This is a genomic window from Brachybacterium sp. GPGPB12, from assembly GCF_038396325.1.
Lineage (GTDB): Bacteria > Actinomycetota > Actinomycetes > Actinomycetales > Dermabacteraceae > Brachybacterium > Brachybacterium conglomeratum.
Genome location: NZ_CP149573.1, coordinates 3,031,995 through 3,048,974, shown reverse-complemented (window position 1 = coordinate 3,048,974; position 16,980 = coordinate 3,031,995). Strand labels below are relative to the sequence as shown.

The window sequence follows — 16,980 nt, the reverse complement described above, 5'->3', positions numbered from 1 at the left end:
ATCAACTCCGTGCACCGACTCCATCCCCCCCCCCCCCCCCCACTACAGAACATCGCCATCACCAGCAGACACGCCCTACCACACAGGTCCGACAGTCGACGCCGTCCATCCACGCTTCCACCCCTCCAGCCCCGACCATTCCTCCCCACACCGAGGTTATCCACAAAATCGTCCCCATTCGCTTCCGGCCCTTCCGGCGACGTGTTGTGGTGGATATGCTGGACCCATCACGAAAGGAAGCGACCCGGGATTATCTCGGGCGAGGGAAGGGAGTGGTGACGATGGGTGAGTTCGACGAGCTCGAGCTGGATATGCCGTCGCGCGCTTCTGCCGATGAGATGTCGACCGACCCGCGCTCCGACTCCGCGCGCCCTTCCCGCGTCCTCCCGCCCGCGACCGTCCCGGATCTTCCCGCGTGGCGTGCTCGCGCCCGTCGGCCGCTGACCACGGAGCGGATCCTCGAGGAGGTCGGCGAGGGGACCGTCGAGTCCGGGCGGGTGATGGCGCCGCACCGCACCGCGCTGACCCGTGCCCGGCTGTACGCCCACCACCTGCGGTCGCTGGAGACCTTCTTCCGCGAGGACCCGGAGGTGCAGGGCCGTCCCGAGGACGCGGACATGACCGCGCTGAAGGTCGCGGCCGGACTCCGCTGCACCTACAACCAGGCCTGGAGCCAGGTGCTCGATGCGCACCGGGCGGTCGAGATCATGCCGCTCACCTTCGAGTACCTGCGCCGCGGGGAGCTCACCGAGCCGATGCACCAGATGCTCCTGCGCCGGGTGCGGCGCCTCACCGACGAGCAAGCCGCCCAGGTCGACGCGCACATGGCGACGATCGAGCCGCCCTCCGTCTCGCTCGACACCTTCTCCCGGCACCTCCGCCTCGCCGTCGAGCTCGCGACCGCCGGCGCCCTGCCGGCCCCGCCCTCGCAGAGCCGCGATGTGGTGATCGTCGACGTCGACTCCACCACCGGCACCGCCTCTCTGCTGGTCACCGGCCCGATCCTGGAGATCAAGGGGCTCGCCCACCGGCTCGACGTCGCCGCCCGCGACGTGCGGCGCGCCCAGCGAGCCGCCCTCCAGGACGGTGCCGAGGGGCCGCTCCCCTTCGACCTCGACGGCGACCTCGCCGAGCGCGGCGCACCGCTCTCGCTGCGCACCCTGCGCTACGCGCTCCTGGCCCACACCGTGCTGGACACCGACCCAGTGCAGGAGACGGCCTCGCCGTACAAGCCGCTGGTCACCGTGCCGGTGATGACGCTCGCTCGGACGGGACGACGCCCCGGCCATGCTCGAGGGGACCACCCCGATCCCCGCAGAGCTCGCCCGGGACCTCGCGACCGGGGAGAGCGTCTGGACCCGGATCCTCACCGATGCGGCACGCGGCACCCATCTTCCCGTGTCGCCCGAGACCTACCGGCCCAGCGCTGCGATGCGGTCGCAGCTCCGATTGCGCCACCCCGTCTGCGCGGCACCCGGATGCACCCGCCCCACCGCGACCGCCGCGGAGGACGACCACATCATCGAGTACGACCACGAGCACCCCGAACGCGGCGGCCCGACCTCCCTGGCGAACCTCCATCGGCTGTGCTGGCGGCACCACCAGATGAAGACCGCCGGCCTGATCGACCCGACCCGCGAGCCGGTCGACGACAGCGCGCCCACGCGGCCGCTCACCACGCACTGGACCCTCGGCGAAGACCTGCGCACCACCACCGAGGAGGCCACCGACCTGCTCACCCCTCACACGGTCAGGCTCCTCGAGCATGCCGCCGCCGAGCACGAGCGCCTCGCCGCCGAGGCCCGCCGCCTCCACGCCGAGGAACAGGCCCGACCCCGCGCGGAACGCGTCGCCGAGGACCGGCGGGCCGCTCTCGCGAAGGCCGCCGGCCGGAAGATCATCCCTCCCGGGAGCCCGCCGCCGGATCTCGGCGATCCGCCGTTCTGACCACCTCGACACCCGCCGCGGCCAGCTCCTCCTCGAGCTCCGCGACGCCCGAGGGATGCACAGCGGCCGTCATCTCCCGCGGCACCCGCACCGACGCGCCGGCCTCCCGTGCACCGAGGGCCGTGGCGCGCACGCAGAAGTCGTAGGCGAGGCCCACCACGTCGATCTCGCGGCCGGGGACCAGCGCCTGCACCGACTCACCCGTGCCGACCACGGTCCCCTCGAGCACGCTGTACGACGGGACGCCGTACCCCTTGTGCACGACCTCCACCCGGTCCTCCACCGCCGCGATCGCCGGATGCGGCGCCGCACCCTCCGTGCCCGCCACGCAGTGCACCGGCCAGGTGTCCACGAAGTCCGGCGCCGCCGGCGGCACCGCGAAGTGCCCGCCATTGTCGGTGTCCCCGCGATGCCAGTCCTGGCTGGCGAGGATCCGGTCGTAGTCCCCGCTCCGGGTGCGGAGGTACGAGGCGATCCGCTCCGCGACCGCGCCGCCGCCGTCGACGCCGAGCGCACCGCCCTCGCAGAAGTCGTTCTGGACATCGACGATGATCAGCAGGCGCGTCGTCATCGGGGGCTCCTCGCAGCAGTGTGGGGCCGGTCCGTTCCAGCGTACGCGGGCGAGCTGGCAGAATCGCGGGCATGTCCTCTCTTCAGCACTCCGCCGCGGCGTCGCGGTACCGATCCCTGCTCTCCCCGCTCGACCTCGGCCCCTTCCAGGTCCGCAACCGGATCGTGATGGGGTCGATGCACACGGGACTCGAGGACGACCCGTCGGACGCGAAGAAGCTCGCCGCCTATCTCGGCGAGCGCGCCCGCGGCGGCGTGGGGCTGATCGTCACCGGCGGCTTCTCCCCCGACCGCAGCGGCCGACTCACCCCGCGCGGCTCCCAGGCCGACGCCCGCACCCTGCGTGCCCACGAGCTGATCACCCGCGAGGTCCACGAGGCCGACGGACGGATCGTCCTGCGGCTCTCCTCCACGCCGGCCGCTACGCCTTCCACCCGCTGTCCGCCTCGCCGAGCGGCGGGAAGTCGCCGCTGTCCCCGTTCCGCGACCGTCGGCTCACCCGCGCGGGGTGCGGCGCACCATCGACCACTTCGCCGAGGCGGCCCGTCGCGCCGTCGACGCCGGCTACGACGGCGTCGAGATCATGGGCAGCGAGGGCTATCTGCTCAACCAGTTCCTCGCCCCGGCCACGAACCATCGCCGGGACCGCTGGGGCCGCACCTCCGAGGGCCGGCGCGCCGTGCCGCTCGCGATCGCCGCCGCAGTGCGGGACGCGATCGGGGACGACGCACTGCTGAGCTACCGCATCTCCCTGCTGGACCTGGTGCCCGAGGGGCAGACCTGGACCGAGACCACCGCGCTCGCGCAGTCCCTGGTCCGCGCCGGGGTGGACGTGCTCTCCACGGGGATCGGCTGGCACGAGGCCCGGGTGCCCACCATCGTCACCTCCGTGCCGCGCGCCGCCTTCGCGGAGCAGAGCCAGCACCTGCGCGAGCTGGTCGGCGTGCCCGTGGTCGCCTCGAACCGGATCCACGACCCGGGCGTCGCCGAGCAGGTGCTCGCCTCCGGGCAGGCGGACCTGATCTCGATGGCACGCCCGCTGCTGGCCGATCCGCAGGCGCCGAACAAGCTCTCGGACGGCCGCGCCGGACAGGTCGTCGCCTGCATCTCCTGCAACCAGGCGTGCCTGGACAAGGTGTTCGACGGGAAGCGGGCGAGTCGCCTGGTGAACCCGCGCGCCGCCCACGAGACCGAGCTGGTGCTGACGCCGGTGATCGAGCGCCGCATCCGGAAGGTCGCCGTCGTCGGCGCGGGTCCGGCGGGGCTCGAGGCGGCGCTGGCCGCCGCCGAGCGCGGCCACATCGTCACCCTCTACGAGGCGACGGGCGAGATCGGCGGGCGGCTGCGGCTCGCGGCACGGATCCCGGGCAAGGAGGACTACGCGCAGGCTTTGCAGTCCTGGCGGATGCGGCTGGCCGCGGCGGGCGTCGGGATCCGGCTCGGGATGCGGCCGACGGCGACCGAGCTCCAGGGCTTCCACGACGTCATCGTCGCCACCGGCGTCGCGCCGCGGGAGATCGCGCTCCCCGCCGACGGCGGGCCGGAGGTGGTGAGCTACGCCGATCTGCTCGAGGGCCGTGCCGAGGCCGGCGAGAAGGTCGCGATCATCGGCGCGGGCGGGATCGGCGTGGACGTCGCCGAGTATCTCACCGCGCCGCGCCCCTCCCCCACCCTGGACGTCGAGCGCTGGCGGGAGCACTGGGGCGTGGTCGACGCCGACTCGACGCGGGGCGGGGTGATCACCCGTCCGCGTGAGGAGACGCGGCGCGAGGTCCACCTGCTGCGGCGCAAGCAGACGCGCATCGGCGCGGGACTGGGAAGGACCACCGGCTGGGTGCACCGGGCGGAGCCGCGCCATGCCGGCGTGATCCAGCACCGCGGCGTGACCTACGAGAGGATCGACGAGGCGGGCCTGCACATCACCGAGGACGGTGAGGCGCGGGTGCTCGAGGTGGACACGGTGGTGGTGTGCGCGGGGCAGGTCAGCGTGAACGCGCTGGCCGACGAGGTGATCGCCGAGCGGCGCGGCCGGGCACCGCGGGTGCACGTGATCGGCGGGGCGGACGTCGCCGCGGAGCTCGACGCGGAGCGGGCGATCCGCCAGGCCGTGGAGGTCGCGGCGGGGCTGTAGTCTCGGCGGTCCCGGCCCCGAGGAGGCCCGCGATGGACCATCCCGATCCCACCGAGACCCTGCGCCGCACGATCGCGCTGGCCACCGCCAACGTCGCCGACGGCGGCGGTCCCTTCGGCGCCGTGGTGCGCCTGCCGGGCGGGGAGCTGGTCGAGGGCGTGAACCGGGTGACCGCCACGAACGATCCCACCGCTCACGCCGAGGTCGCCGCGATCCGGGCGGCCTGCGCGCGCAACGGATCACCGGAGCCGCGCGGCGCGGTGCTGTACGCGAGCTGCGAGCCGTGCCCGATGTGCCTGGCCGCGGCGCTCTGGGCACGGCTGGACCTCGTGGTGTTCGCCGCAGGCCGCGGGGACGCCGCTCGGGCCGGCTTCGACGACTCCGCCTTCTACGACTACTTCGCCCGGCCCGGCCGCCACGCCATCGCGCCCGTCGAGCGGCACCGCCACGCCGACGCGGTCGAGCCCTTCGACGCGTGGATCGCCCACAAGGGGCGCACCGCCTACTGACCCGCGAGCACCTCGCGAGCGATCGGACCGGCAGTGACCGAACCGTAGCCGCCGTCCTCGACGAAGGCGGCGACGACCAGGTCGCCCTGGGCGACGATCACCCAGGAGTGCAGGGCGAGCTCGCCCTCCTCGTTCGTGAACTCGGCGGTGCCGGTCTTGCCGATCACCGGCTCCCCGGGCAGGTCCGCGAAGTCGTCGAGGCGCCGTCGGTGACCACGCCGCGCGGCATCTCCTGCATCTGCGCGGCCTCCTCCTCGGTGAGCGGGGTCGGGACCTCGGGGGCGGCCTGGTCCTCGTCGGCGAGGATGCGCGGGGTGACCGTGGAGCCGTTCTGCACCGAGGCGAGCACGGTCGCCATGGCGAGCGGGGAGGTGAGCACGCGGCCCTGGCCCATCATCGCCGCGGCGTGCTCGACGCCCTCGTCGGCCGGGTCGATCGAGCCCATGAAGGCGTCGAGCCCGGCCGGGGCCTCCTGGCCGATGCCGAGGGTGGTCGCGGCGTCGGCGAGCTCGGCCTGGGAGACGGTCTCGTCTTGCAGCAGCAGTGCGGTGTTGCAGGAGTGCGCGATCACCGAGCGCAGCGGCATGGTGCCGAACAGGGAGGGGTCCATGGAGTCGGCGTTCTTGAAGGAGCGTCCGGCGACCGAGGCGGTCTCGGGGCACTGCGGCTCGGTGTCGGGCGTGACGCCGGCGCGCGCGCAGCGACAGCGCGGTGACGGTCTTGAAGGTCGAGCCGGGCGCGTACTGGCCCACGAGGCCGACGGGATAGGACTGGCCGGTCGGGCCGAGCGCCGCGGCGAGCACGTCGCCGGTGGAGGCGCTGAGCGCGATGACGGCCGCCGGGGAGTCCTCGTCGGCGATCGCGGCGGTGGCGCGGCGCCGCAGGTCGTCGTCCAGGGTGGTGCGCACCGTGGTGCCGGCGACGGGATCGACCTCGTGGAGCGGGCGCTCGTGCTCGCCGCCGGTGGCGACGATCTCGAGGCCGGAGGTGCCGAGGATAGCGTCCTGCTCCGCGGCGAGGACGCCGCCGGTCGCGACCTGGTCGCCGGCCTGGATCTCGCCGCCGGACTTCTCGACGTCCTCCGCGGTCGCCTCGCGCAGGGAGCCGAGCACGCCGGGGGCGTAGTCCCGCTCGACGGCGAGGGGGCGCTCTCCTCGAGGGCGTGGAAGCCGGGGACCTGGCCGGCCTTGGCGAGGTCGTACTCCTCCTCGTCGCTGACGCGGATGGTGAGGGCGGGGACGAAGGCCTCCTCGCCCGCACCGGCGACGCTCTCGGCGTAGCGGTCCGCGTCGGTGCCGAGCGCGGCGGCGAGGGCGCGGGCGGAGGAGTCGAGCTGGTCGGCGGAGAGCTGGGACTTGTCCAGGCCGAGGACCTTCACGTCGCGGGGGCCGTACAGCTGGGTGCCGTCGCGGTCGGTGATGGTGCCGAGCTCGGGGTCGACGGCGTGCACGGCGAGCGTCTCGCCGTCCTCGAGCTCGGGGCCGAGGGCCGCGGGGGTGAGCCGCGGCGCCCAGCCGTCCTCGCCCTTCGTCAGGGTGGCGGTGGTGGTGTACTCCCAGGTCCCGGCGTCGTCCGGGAGGGTCCAGGTCCAGTCGTAGCTGGCGGTGCGGTCGCCGTCCTGGGCCTCGCCGGCATCGGCGAGGGTGACCTCGGGGGTCGCTCCCGCGTCGCGGAGGGCGCCGAGCACCTCGGCATCGAGGTCGGAGCCGCCCTCGGCGAGGGTGCCGGCGAGCCGCTCGGCGGCGTCCGTGCCGTCGTCGGCGGTGGAACGCCAGAAGGCGATGCCGCCGAGCACGAGGGCGATGACCGCCAGCGCGGCGATCACGATGATGACGGGGGTGCGGCGGGCGGAAGCGGGGGCCATCGGGCCATGCTCCCACCTACACTCGGGCCATGTCCCGTGTGCTCCACACCGCCCAGGCCCTCGTCGACGTGATCCTGGAGGTCGACGCGCCGCCCGCGCGCGGCGGGAACACCAACGCCCGCACCGAGCGGCGCTACGCCGGCGGGGCCGTGACCACGCCGCTCGCCGCGGCGCGCACCGGGGCGGAAGCCGTCCACGGGGGCGCGCACGGCACCGGCCCGAACGGGGACCTGATCCGGGAGGTGCTGGGGGCCGACGGCGTCGCGGTCTCGGACGTCCCGCGCGAGGACGCCGACACCGGGTACTGCGTCGTCTTGCTCGAGCCGTCGGCCGAGCGGACCTTCCTCACCGTGTACGGGGCGGAGCGGGAGGTGACCGCGGAGTCGTTCGCGCGGCTGGCGCCCCGGCCCGGGGACCTCGTGTGCGTCTCCGGATACAGCCTGTTCGAACCGACCCGGGAACCGCTGCTGGAGTTCCTCGAGGGGCTCGAGGAGGGCGTCGACGTGGTGCTGGACCCGGGCGACCCCTTCGCCTCCTTCCCGCGCGCTCTGCAGGACCGGATGCTCACCCTCACCACGGTGTGGACCTCCAATGCGGACGAGGCGCGGGCGCTGACCGACCTCGACCACCTCGAGGACACGCCGCAGGCTATCCGGCGCCGGCGCGGCCGGGCGCCGTCGTCGTGGTGCGCGACGGGGAGCGGGGCCGCCACGTCTTCCATCACGGGCGCGGCACCGCGATCCCCGCCTTCCCGCAGACGCCGCTGGACACCAACGGCGCCGGCGACACCCACACCGGGGTGCTTGCTCGCGGAGCGCGCGCTCGGCGCGGACTGGGAGTCCGCGGCGACCCGTGCCAACGCCGCCGCGGCGATCGCGGTGACGCGGCGCGGGCCGCAGAGCGCGCCCGCGCGGGCGGAGGTGGACGAGTTCCTCTCCTGACCTACGATGGCGTAAGGACGGCCACGGGAAGGAGATCATGGACGACCGCACCTTCCACGCTTTCTCGGCGACGAGCATCGACGGCGAGCAGGTGGACCTCGGCGAGTTCCGCGGCGGCCCCGTGCTGGTGGTCAACACCGCCACCCAGTGCGCCTTCACCCCGCAGCCGCGGGGCCTGCAGGAGCCGCACGAGCGCTTCTCCCCGCACGGCTTCAGCGTGCTGGGGTTCCCCTCGGACCAGTTCCACCAGGACCCCGGCAGCGACGAGGACACCCGGGAGACCTGCACCTCCCAGTTCTCGGTGACCTTCCCGCTGTTCGCGAAGACCGACGTGAACGGGCCGGACGCCCCGCCGATGTGGCGCTGGCTGTGCGCGCAGAGACCGGGGGTGATGAGCGGGCGGATCGCCTGGAACTTCACCAAGTTCCTCGTCTCCGCCGACGGGCACGTGGTGCGCCGCTTCGCCCCGCCGGTGCCGCCCGTCCGCATCGCCCGCAGGATCGAGGCGGAGCTGTCCCTCCGATGAGTTGGTAGCGTGTCTCACACGTTCCTCCCACTCGAAAGGGGTCCCTGTGGAAGGCCTCGTCATCACCATCATCGTGCTCGTCGTGATTCTCGTCGTGCTCGCGATCCTCGCCGCGCTGCTGTTCGGCGGCCTGCGCACCTCTCTGATGTTCACGGTGCACACGCAGGAGGCGATCATCGTCGAGCGCTTCGGCAAGTTCCGCCGCGTCGCGCACGCCGGTCTGAACTTCAAGACGCCGTTCATCGACAGCACCACAAAGCCGGTCTCGCTGCGCGTCCAGCGGCTCGAGGTCAACATCGAGTCCAAGACCAAGGACAACGTCTTCGTGACGGTGCCCGTCGCGGTGCAGTACCGCATCCGCGAGGAGCAGGTCGTGGACGCGTACTACAAGCTGTCCAACCCCGAGGCGCAGATCCGCTCCTACGTCTTCGACACCGTCCGCTCCGCGCTGTCGGGCCTCGAGCTGGACGCGGCCTTCGAGTCGAAGGACGACATCGCCCGCGCGTCGAGAACACCCTCTCGACCCGGATGCAGGAGTTCGGCTTCAACATCATCAACACCCTGGTCCAGGACATCTCCCCGGACTCGCGGGTGCGCGACTCGATGAACTCCATCAACGCCGCCCAGCGCGACCGGGTCGCCGCCCAGTCCCTCGCCGAGGCGGACAAGATCAAGCGCGTCACCCAGGCGGAGGCCGAGGCCGAGTCCAAGCGCCTCCAGGGTGAGGGCGTCGCCGCGCGCGCAAGGCGATCGCGCTGGGCATCGCGGAGCAGTACGAGATCTTGCGCAAGGTCGGCATCGAGAACTCCGCCGAGCGACTCTTGCTGATGACGCAGTACTTCGACACCATGCAGGATGTGGCACGCAACGGCCGCTCCAACGTGCTCTACCTGCCCAGCAACCCCGGCTCCGTCGGCTCCATGGGCGAGGAGATCCGCTCGGCGATGCTTGCAGTCGCAGGCCGCGGCCGAGGCGAGCCAGAATGCTGATGCCGCGGATTCCGTTCAGCGCCAGCGCGCCTCCGCCGAGCAGCAGCGCCAGCGCGAGGAGGCCCGTGCCCAGCGGGCCCGCCAGGAGGCCGAGCAGAAGGCGCGCGAGGCGCGCGGCAGGCCCAGCGGCAGGTGCCGGACGGCTACCCCGGCGGCGACGTGCCGCCGTGGGCGCACCCCGGCGGCGCGAACCAGGGCTGACGCCCCTCTCCCGGCGTGGATCGCCCTGCCGTGAGCGGTCCGCGCCGGTCGGCGCAGGTCGCCGTGCTCGATGCGCCGCTCGCCCTGGTCGTCCTCGGCATGGTGCTCGCCGTCGCGGCGATGACGGCGTTCGCCGCGGCGATCAGCATCGGCGAGATCTTCACGCCCACCCCGGACGGGGTCGAGACCATGCGGCGGGCCGAGGCCAGGACCGCGTGGCTCGGCCGCCTCACCGTGGCCGCCGGGATCCTCCTGCTCCTGGTCGATGCGCTTACCGTCGTGCTGTCGCTGCGCCGCCTGCGCTCCGGCGACCCCGCCCGTCCCACGGCGATCCTCTCCCTCGTCGCGATCGCGACCGGATCCGTGATCCCGCTGGTGGTCTTGCTCACGAGCGCTGACAGCGTGCTGGCGCTCCTCACGCTCGTCTTCGCCCTGCCGCCGGTGCGTCTCGCACAGCTGATCGCAGGAGCGACGGCGACATCCGCCCAAGGTCGTAGCGGAGTCGAGACCGCCGGGTGATCAGCGCGACCGCCCGCGATGATGGGCTGGGCGCATGGCCAGAACCGATGACCACGCGCCCGCCCCCGTCGACTACTCCACCGAGAAGCGCCTGGCCCGCACCGCCGGGGTGACGCTCGCGTGGTGGGCGCACGGCGGGGTGCGGCTCGCCCTCGCGCTGGTGCTGATGTACTACGGCGCCGCGAAGCTCGTGTTCGGCCAGTTCGGCCTCTCCGATGCGGGAGACGCCCTGATCGCCCACGGGGAGATGAGCCCGATGGGGCCGCTGTGGCGGATGGTCGCCTTCTCCCCCGTCTTCCAGTTCCTCGCCGGCCTCGCCGAGTTCGGGGCCGGTCTCGCGCTGCTGTGGCGGCGCACGGTCGTGCTCGGCGCGCTGATCGGCGCGGCCTCGATGAGCTTCGTGCTGGTGCTGAACATCAGCTACGACGTGATGGTCAAGACCCCGTCGGCCGTGTACATCGCGATGTCGCTGCTGGTGCTGATCCCGTGGATGCCGCGCCTGTGGCGCGCGGTGCTGGGGCGCGGGGAGATCGGCGAGGCGCCCGTGCCGCGCCTGGTGCCGTGGCGGCCGGCGGAGCGGGTCGGGGCGGTGGCCGTCCCCGTGCTCGCGGCCGTCATCGCGGGCCTCGTGCTGTGGGGCGTCTCGGGGATGTACCCGCCGCGGAGCGTGGACGAGTCGGTGCCGGCCGGGGTGTGGACCGTCGCCGAGGACACCGCCGAGCCCGCCCCGCGACTCTCCGAGGACACGCGGTGGAGCTCCCTCGCGCTCGGCTCGATCTCCTACGGCGGGGCGGCGCAGGCGCGCGCTGCGCACGGCCGACGGGACGCCGCGCAGCGGTTCCTGGACCCGGGGCCAGGACGGCATGATCGAGCTGACGCTGAAGGACCTGCGCGAGGAGGGGCGGCCCGTGCAGGAGTACCTCGAGGACGAGGGCGAGACGCTCACGCTGAGCGTCGAGGAGCAGGCCGACGGGGCACTGCACGTCACCGGCGAGGGGCAGGACCTGGTGCTCGCCCCCGACCCCTCCGGCGAGGTGCTCTACGAGCGCGGCTTCTCCTGGGGGATCCGGCCCGACGATCCGTTCAACCGGTGAGCGGCCTATGCTCCGGCCATGGAGCCGACGCCGCACCGCCGCCTGGTCCTCGCGGCCCGCGTCGGCGCGGTGAGGGAGATGCGGCGGGAACGTCAGGCCTCTCGCCTACTGTGAGGTCATGCGTATCGAGTTCGGCTGGTCCCTGGACGGTGCTGCCTGGGCAGACGGCGGCGGGGCCGCGGGCACCGCACGGCTCGGCCCGCGCGGCCTGGTGCAGCCGCTGCAGGGACGGCTGGGGCTGACCCGGCCCGCGGTCGAGCCGGCGGTGCGGGTGGCGCAGTACCTGCGCCTGCTCGAGGAGCATCCCCAGCCCTGGCCCGCGCGGTCCTTCGCGGTGGATCCGTGGAGCACCGCCGCTCAGCGCTGCGCTGGCGGGATGCGGCGATCGAGACGGGATGGCGGCCCGCCCGGAGCGAGGGTCCGCTGCCGGAGCGGCTCGCGACGCTCCGGGAGCTGGAGCGGGTCGCGGAGGTCGGGGTGACCGGGACGCTCGCCCCGTCGGGCGCCGACGACCTGGCCGAGGTTATCGAGCCGCTCGAGGAGGCGGGCGGTGCCTGGCCGCTCGGGATCGAGGAGATCGTCCTCGCGGAGGAGCCGGAGTCGCTGCCGGGGATGTGGCCGCGGCGCTGCTGGCGCCGCTGGAGACGGCGGGGGTGCGGCTCGAGCGGCCCGTGCGCACCGCCGGGGGCTCGCCGTACCTGACGGTGCTCGAAGCGCTCGACGAGTGGACCGCGGCGGATGCCGCCGCCCGGTTCCTCTCCGCGGACCCGGCCGCCGCGGTGCTCGCCTCGGCGGACACGGACGTGCTGGACCGTGCGCTGCACCGGCGGGGCTTGCCCGCGCTCGGCGCCGTCGGCCCCTCCCGCGACCGGGCCCACCACCAGGTGCTCGGCCTGTTCCTCGACGTGGCGACCGCTCCCGTGGACGTGCACCAGCTCGCGGCGCCGCTGGACCTGCGGGTCGCTGCCCGGCGCCGAGGCGGAGGCGGAGCCCGTCGGGCTCGTGCCCGCCCTCGCCCGCCGCGAGCTGCTGCGCGCCCTCGGCGCCGAGCCCGGCGTCGGCGGACCTGCCTGGCGCTCGGCGCTCGCACGGATCGCGGAGGGCGACAACGAGCGAGCTCTCGAGGCCGCGCGGGTCATCGATCGGCTCGTCTCCGACCCCCTGCCCGCGGACGCGCTGCGTCCGCGCGAGATCGCGCGCGCGGCTCGACTGGCTCGCGGAGCGGCCGCGAGCCGTCGGGCGTGGGGACGGGGATCTCCTGGCGAGCCTCACCCAGGTGCAGGTCTTTGCAGCGGGTGCTCGGCATGCTCGCCCCCGAGGCGCCCCTCACCAGGCGCACGCCGCAGCAGGTCATCGACAGCTGCGGCGGTTCCGGTCCCTCGCCGCGCGCGGTGCGGGAGGTGTCGGATCGGCAGGTCACCACCTCTCCCGCTCAGGTGCGCGGCGGCGCCGTGCTGTGGTGGGGGCCGAGCTCCGACGACGCCCCTCGCACACAGCGCTGGGACCCGGCCGAGGTCGAGGCGCTCGCAGCGGGCGGGGGCGCGTGCTCTCCCCGCGCGCATGCGGCTCTGCAGGTCGATGCCGCGCTGCGGGGTCTGCGGCGGGCCGAGGAGATCGTCGTCGTCGCGCCCGGGAGGCGGCTCGAGGAGGTGCCGGGGCCGAGCGGCCTGCTCGCGCATCTCGGCGCGGGTGACCGGTCGCGGCCCGAGGAGCTGATCGAGGACGGACGGTGGACGCTCGCGGGGAGGTCGCTGGAGGTCGTGGCGCCGGCCCAGGAGGAGGAGCCCGCCGCGCCGCCGACGGAGCACAGGATCGCGCCGGCCCCGCACCTCTTTGCCGCGGAAGCTGTCCTTCACCCAGGTCTCCTCGCTGCTCGCCTGCCCGCACCACTGGGCGCTCGAGTACGCGCTGGACGTGCGGCCCGCCGACGTCGCGGTGTTGCCGACGGGTGCGCGGATGATCGGCACCCTCGTCCACGCCGTGGTCGAGACGCTGGTCGAGAAGCGCTACGACCCGGGCCTCGGCGGCACCCCGCTCGACGCCCCGTCGGCCGAGGAGATCGGCGAGGTGCTGGACCGCCTGGTGCCCCAGCTCGCCTCCGAGCTCGACCTGCCCGGACGCGCGGCCGCGCGGGAGGACGTGCGCGACCGGGCCGTGCGCTCGGTCGGGGCGCTGTTCTCCGGGGCGGCGGAGGCGGGCCTGCGCATCACCGGGACCGAGACCCGCTTCGAGCTCCCGCTGACGCTGATGCTGGCCGATGGTGAGCGGACCGTGCCCTTCGTCGGCGACCGCGACGTCGACGCGATCGCGGCCGACGGGCGGCGCACCGTGCTGGACCTGAAGTGGTCCCGCGGCCGCGACCGCTACGGCGACCTCTTCGACACCTCCGAGGCGATCCAGCTCGCCTCCTACGCCTGGGCCCTCGCGCAGGAGCACCCCGGCGAGCGACCCGCCGACGTCGGCTACTTCCTGCTGCGCGGCGGCGAGTTCGTCTCCGCCGATCCGGCGCTGGACCCCCACGACCGCGCCCCGATGGACACCGGCGAGGCCTGGCGGCGCATGCTCGCCGCCGTCACCGCACGGCTCGACGAGGTCGCCGACGGGCGGATCCGCCGCGGCGCCGGGAGCCGCAGGAGCGGACGGGTCTGGACGCCTCGGCGAGCTGGTCGGCGAGGTCGAGCGCGGTCACGAAGGCGCGCGGCGCCGAGCGGGAGGCCGGCGGCCTCCTCGTCGAGGAGCACTGCGGGACCAGCGAGCACGCACAGCTGTGCGGGACGACGGGAGCGATCCGATGACCTCGACCTTCACCTTGATCAACGCCTCGGCCGGCTCCGGGAAGACCCACACCCTCACCCACCAGATCGCCGGCCGGATCGCCCGCGGGCTCGACCCCTCGCAGCTCATCGCGACGACCTTCACCACCAAGGCCGCCGCCGAGTCGCGCGACCGGGTGCGCCGCACCCTGCTCGAGACCGGGCAGGTCGACGCCGCCCGCGCCGTGGACAGCGCCCTGATCAGCACCGTCAACTCTGTCTCCGGGGAGCCGCTGCGGGAGTTCGCGCTCGACGCCGGCATCTCGCCCGACGTGCAGGTGCTCGACGAGGACCGGCAGAAGGCCGCCTTCCGCGCCGCGATCGACGAGACCGCCGCGGAGGCCGGGGCCCGGGCCGCGGACCTCCTGGCCCGCACCGAGCACGACGGCGAGGAGGAGCCCGAGATCCCCTGGGGCGCCTCCCCCTCGTGGAGGGGCCATGTGCGGGACCTCGCCGGTCGGGCCCGGACGAACCTGCTCGATGCGGAGGCGCCGCGCCGCGGGGCGGAGGCGTCGTTCGAGGAGTTCCGGGCGGCGGCGCCGCCGGAGGCCGCGGAGGCGGATCGGCGCGAGGCGTGGCGATCCGAGCTCGATGCTGCGGTGCGGGGGCTGTGGGCGCAGGTGCGCGGCTCCGAGGCCGGGGACGGGCCGTTCACGGAGAAGGGCGCGGGCACCGTGCGCAAGCGCCTGCAGACCCTCGACGGGTCGCTGCGGGACGTGGCGCGGCTAGAGCGGGCGCCGTGGAGCGTGTGGGCGAGGATCGCGAGGGTCGCGGAGGGCAGGGCCGGGGACCCCGATGCGAAGGGGTACGTGTACAGCAAGGACGTCGATCTCGCCCTGGTCGGGGTCGCGTCGAGGATCGCCGAGGAGCCGCTGGCGAACCCGGCCCTGCAGGAGGACGTGCGCGCCCTGATCGCGCTCGTCATGGACACGGCCGCCGAGTCCCTCGAGGCGTACCAGCGCTTCAAGGACGAGCTGGGGCTGATCGACTTCATCGACCAGGAGGTGCGCACCCTCGAGCTGGTGCGCAGCAGCGGACGGGCCCGCGAGGTGATCCGCGACCGTTTCCACCTCCTGGCCGTCGACGAGTTCCAGGACACCTCCCCCGTGCGGCTCGCCCTGTTCCTCGAGCTGTCCCAGCTGATCGACGACAAGATCTGGGTGGGCGACCCGAAGCAGGCGATCTACGGCTTCCGCGACGCGGACCCCTCCCTCATGCTCGGGATCATCGAGCGGATCGAGGCTGGCACCGCCGGGCTCGGGGACGCGGAGGTGCTGGACCTGCGCCACTCCTGGCGCTCACAGGAGCCGGTCCTCGACCTCGTCACCGCGGTGTTCCCGCAGGTGTTCCCCGAGCCGCCGCGCGAGCGGGTGGTGACTACCGCGGCCCCTGAGGCGGTGGCGCGTCGGAGCGAGACGGGGCACCGTCCCGGGCGGCTCGAGGCCTGGGTGCCGGAGGTGCCGAAGAAGCTCACCTACCCGCGGCACGCGACCGCGATCGCCGAGGGGGTGCTGGAGGCGCTGCGCGAGCCGGGCACCTCCCCCGCTGACGTCGCCGTGCTGGTCCGCTCGAACCGTCGGGCCCAGGACGTCATCGCCGCGCTCACCGAGCGGGGCATCCCCGCCTCCGGCGAGGGCCGGCCGATCCTCGCCACCCGCGAGGGACGCCTCGTCCGGGCCGCGCTCGCGGTCACCCTCGACCTCAGCGACACCCTCGCCCTCACCGAGCTGGTGGACCTGCTCCCGGACCATGCCGCGCACGGCACCTGGTTCGCGGACCTCGCCGCCCGGCCCGACCGGGAGGCGCGACGGGCGCTGTTCGACGACTGGTGGCGTGACCCGGTGCTCGACGGGCTCCGCGACCTGCGCGCGCAGTGCATCTCCCTCTCCCCCGTCGAGATGATCACCGCGCTCGTCGACGCCCTCGACCTGCCCGAGCGGATCCGCTCCTGGCCCGCCCCCGACCAGCGCCTGCGCACCCTCGACGCGCGCGCGCGCCGTGGCCGGGCAGTACGCGGACCGGGCCCGCGCGGACTCCGCCCCGGTCACGCTGACCGGGTCGCGGATCGCGGTGGACGCGGTGGACCGCGGCCCGGACCTCACCGGCACCCCGGACACGGTGTGGGTGGGCACGATCCACGGCGCGAAGGGCCTGGAGTGGCCGCACGTCGTGGTCATGCTCGACCACGACCCGAGCGAACGGTCGCAGACCTCGGGCGGCTTCGTGGTGCCGGCGGTGGAGCTGGATGTCTCCGCGCCGCTCGCGGGCCGGGTCCCGCGCTACTGGCCCGCGCCGCTGACCTCGCAGGCCGCGCTGCAGAAGGGGCTCTCCGCCTCGGAGCATGCGGCGCGGCGGACGGACCGGGAGCGGGAGGAGTCCGGTCGCCTGCAGTATGTCGCCCTCACCCGCGCTGCGGACGTCACCGTGCTCAGCGGCGACGGCTCGGCGCCGGTGCTGGACATGCTCGTGCCCGCGGCGCACGAGGACGCCGCGCCGCCGCTGTCCTGGACCGTCGGCGGCGACGGGATCGCGGTGCGGGGCGGCGGAGTCTTCGCCCGCCGTGGTGCGGGCCCCCACCGGGATTCTCGCCGAGGGCGCGGAGCGCTTCGATGCACGGCGAAGTGCGCTCGCGGCGAGCGATCTCGTCGGCCCGCGACCGCGAGAGGCGCATGTCGCCGCCCGCTTCCAGGCCTCCGGCGTGGGCTCCGAGGGCGTCGCCGGGACGGTCTCGGAGCCGCGACGGATCGGGCGGCGCCTCGTCACCGGCGGCGGTCCGCAGTGGGAGCGCGTGGGCGAAGCGATCCACGCCTATCTCGCGATGCCGCTCGCGCACCTCGATGACGCGCGCGCCAGCGGGCCGCGGCGCGGCTCGTCGA

The 16,980-nt window shown here is 74.2% G+C and carries 12 protein-coding genes and 6 pseudogenes; 14 read left to right on the top strand and 4 right to left on the bottom strand.

All coding sequences use genetic code 11. From position 1 onward, the window contains the following. Positions 1-655: 655 nt before the first annotated feature. A complete protein-coding gene (locus WKH84_RS17795; protein WP_341854616.1) occupies positions 656-994 on the bottom strand; it encodes a hypothetical protein in 339 nt (112 codons plus the stop codon). A gap of 293 nt (positions 995-1,287) precedes the next feature. Here WKH84_RS17795 and WKH84_RS17790 point away from each other — a divergent pair, with 293 nt between their 5' ends. Then, a complete protein-coding gene (locus WKH84_RS17790) occupies positions 1,288-1,947 on the top strand; it encodes an HNH endonuclease signature motif containing protein (RefSeq protein ID WP_341854615.1) in 660 nt (219 codons plus the stop codon). Here WKH84_RS17790 and WKH84_RS17785 read toward each other — a convergent pair. Then, the gene (locus tag WKH84_RS17785; RefSeq protein ID WP_341854614.1) at positions 1,898-2,518 is read right to left on the bottom strand and encodes an isochorismatase family protein; all 621 of its coding nucleotides are present in this window, start codon (positions 2,516-2,518) and stop codon (positions 1,898-1,900) included. The two genes, WKH84_RS17790 and WKH84_RS17785, sit on opposite strands and share 50 nt — an antisense overlap. Before the next feature lie 71 nt (positions 2,519-2,589). On the opposite strand from WKH84_RS17785, the pseudogene WKH84_RS17780 reads away from it, so the two are divergent. Together WKH84_RS17780 and WKH84_RS17775 are read left to right on the top strand one after the other, a co-directional pair. Continuing rightward, positions 2,590-4,648, top strand: a pseudogene (locus WKH84_RS17780) (NADPH-dependent 2,4-dienoyl-CoA reductase). 32 nt (positions 4,649-4,680) lie between these two features. After that, the gene (locus WKH84_RS17775) at positions 4,681-5,157 is read left to right on the top strand and encodes a nucleoside deaminase (protein ID WP_341854613.1); all 477 of its coding nucleotides are present in this window, start codon (positions 4,681-4,683) and stop codon (positions 5,155-5,157) included. Here WKH84_RS17775 and WKH84_RS17770 read toward each other — a convergent pair. After that, positions 5,151-5,324, bottom strand: coding sequence for a hypothetical protein (locus WKH84_RS17770; protein ID WP_341854612.1), 174 nt, complete (start codon positions 5,322-5,324; stop codon positions 5,151-5,153). The two genes, WKH84_RS17775 and WKH84_RS17770, sit on opposite strands and share 7 nt — an antisense overlap. Next, positions 5,321-7,021 carry a penicillin-binding transpeptidase domain-containing protein gene (locus tag WKH84_RS17765; protein WP_341854611.1) on the bottom strand — a complete coding sequence of 567 codons (1,701 nt, stop codon included), beginning with the start codon at positions 7,019-7,021 and terminating at the stop codon, positions 5,321-5,323. The genes WKH84_RS17770 and WKH84_RS17765 overlap by 4 nt, the downstream gene beginning before the upstream one ends. A gap of 29 nt (positions 7,022-7,050) precedes the next feature. Here WKH84_RS17765 and WKH84_RS17760 point away from each other — a divergent pair. The 11 genes and pseudogenes from WKH84_RS17760 to WKH84_RS17710 all read left to right on the top strand — a co-directional run. Further along, positions 7,051-7,662 (top strand): annotated as a pseudogene (locus tag WKH84_RS17760) (PfkB family carbohydrate kinase); the annotation flags it as partial. Beyond that, a pseudogene (locus tag WKH84_RS17755) lies at positions 7,602-7,775 on the top strand (hypothetical protein); the annotation flags it as partial. The pseudogenes WKH84_RS17760 and WKH84_RS17755, both read left to right, overlap by 61 nt. A 224-nt stretch (positions 7,776-7,999) precedes the next feature. Further along, positions 8,000-8,488, top strand: coding sequence for a glutathione peroxidase (locus tag WKH84_RS17750; protein ID WP_341854610.1), 489 nt, complete (start codon positions 8,000-8,002; stop codon positions 8,486-8,488). Between the two features lie 145 nt (positions 8,489-8,633). After that, positions 8,634-9,316, top strand: a pseudogene (locus WKH84_RS17745) (SPFH domain-containing protein). Next, positions 9,271-9,477: a hypothetical protein gene (locus tag WKH84_RS17740; RefSeq protein ID WP_341854609.1), complete on the top strand. Its 207-nt coding sequence runs from the start codon at positions 9,271-9,273 to the stop codon at positions 9,475-9,477. Before WKH84_RS17745 ends, WKH84_RS17740 begins: the two are co-directional and overlap by 46 nt. Positions 9,478-9,708: 231 nt before the next feature. After that, positions 9,709-10,197, top strand: coding sequence for a hypothetical protein (locus WKH84_RS17735; protein ID WP_341854608.1), 489 nt, complete (start codon positions 9,709-9,711; stop codon positions 10,195-10,197). Positions 10,198-10,231: 34 nt separating this feature from the next. Beyond that, entirely contained in the window at positions 10,232-11,533 is a 1,302-nt protein-coding gene (locus WKH84_RS17730) for a hypothetical protein (RefSeq protein WP_341854607.1), read from the top strand. 100 nt (positions 11,534-11,633) lie between these two features. Continuing rightward, positions 11,634-11,993 carry a hypothetical protein gene (locus WKH84_RS17725; RefSeq protein ID WP_341854606.1) on the top strand — a complete coding sequence of 120 codons (360 nt, stop codon included), beginning with the start codon at positions 11,634-11,636 and terminating at the stop codon, positions 11,991-11,993. Between the two features lie 1,131 nt (positions 11,994-13,124). Further along, a pseudogene (locus WKH84_RS17720) lies at positions 13,125-13,841 on the top strand (PD-(D/E)XK nuclease family protein); the annotation flags it as partial. 241 nt (positions 13,842-14,082) lie between these two features. Next, a pseudogene (locus tag WKH84_RS17715) lies at positions 14,083-15,270 on the top strand (UvrD-helicase domain-containing protein); the annotation flags it as partial. A gap of 832 nt (positions 15,271-16,102) precedes the next feature. Continuing rightward, positions 16,103-16,945: a 3'-5' exonuclease gene (locus tag WKH84_RS17710; protein WP_341856951.1), complete on the top strand. Its 843-nt coding sequence runs from the start codon at positions 16,103-16,105 to the stop codon at positions 16,943-16,945. Positions 16,946-16,980 lie beyond the last annotated feature (35 nt).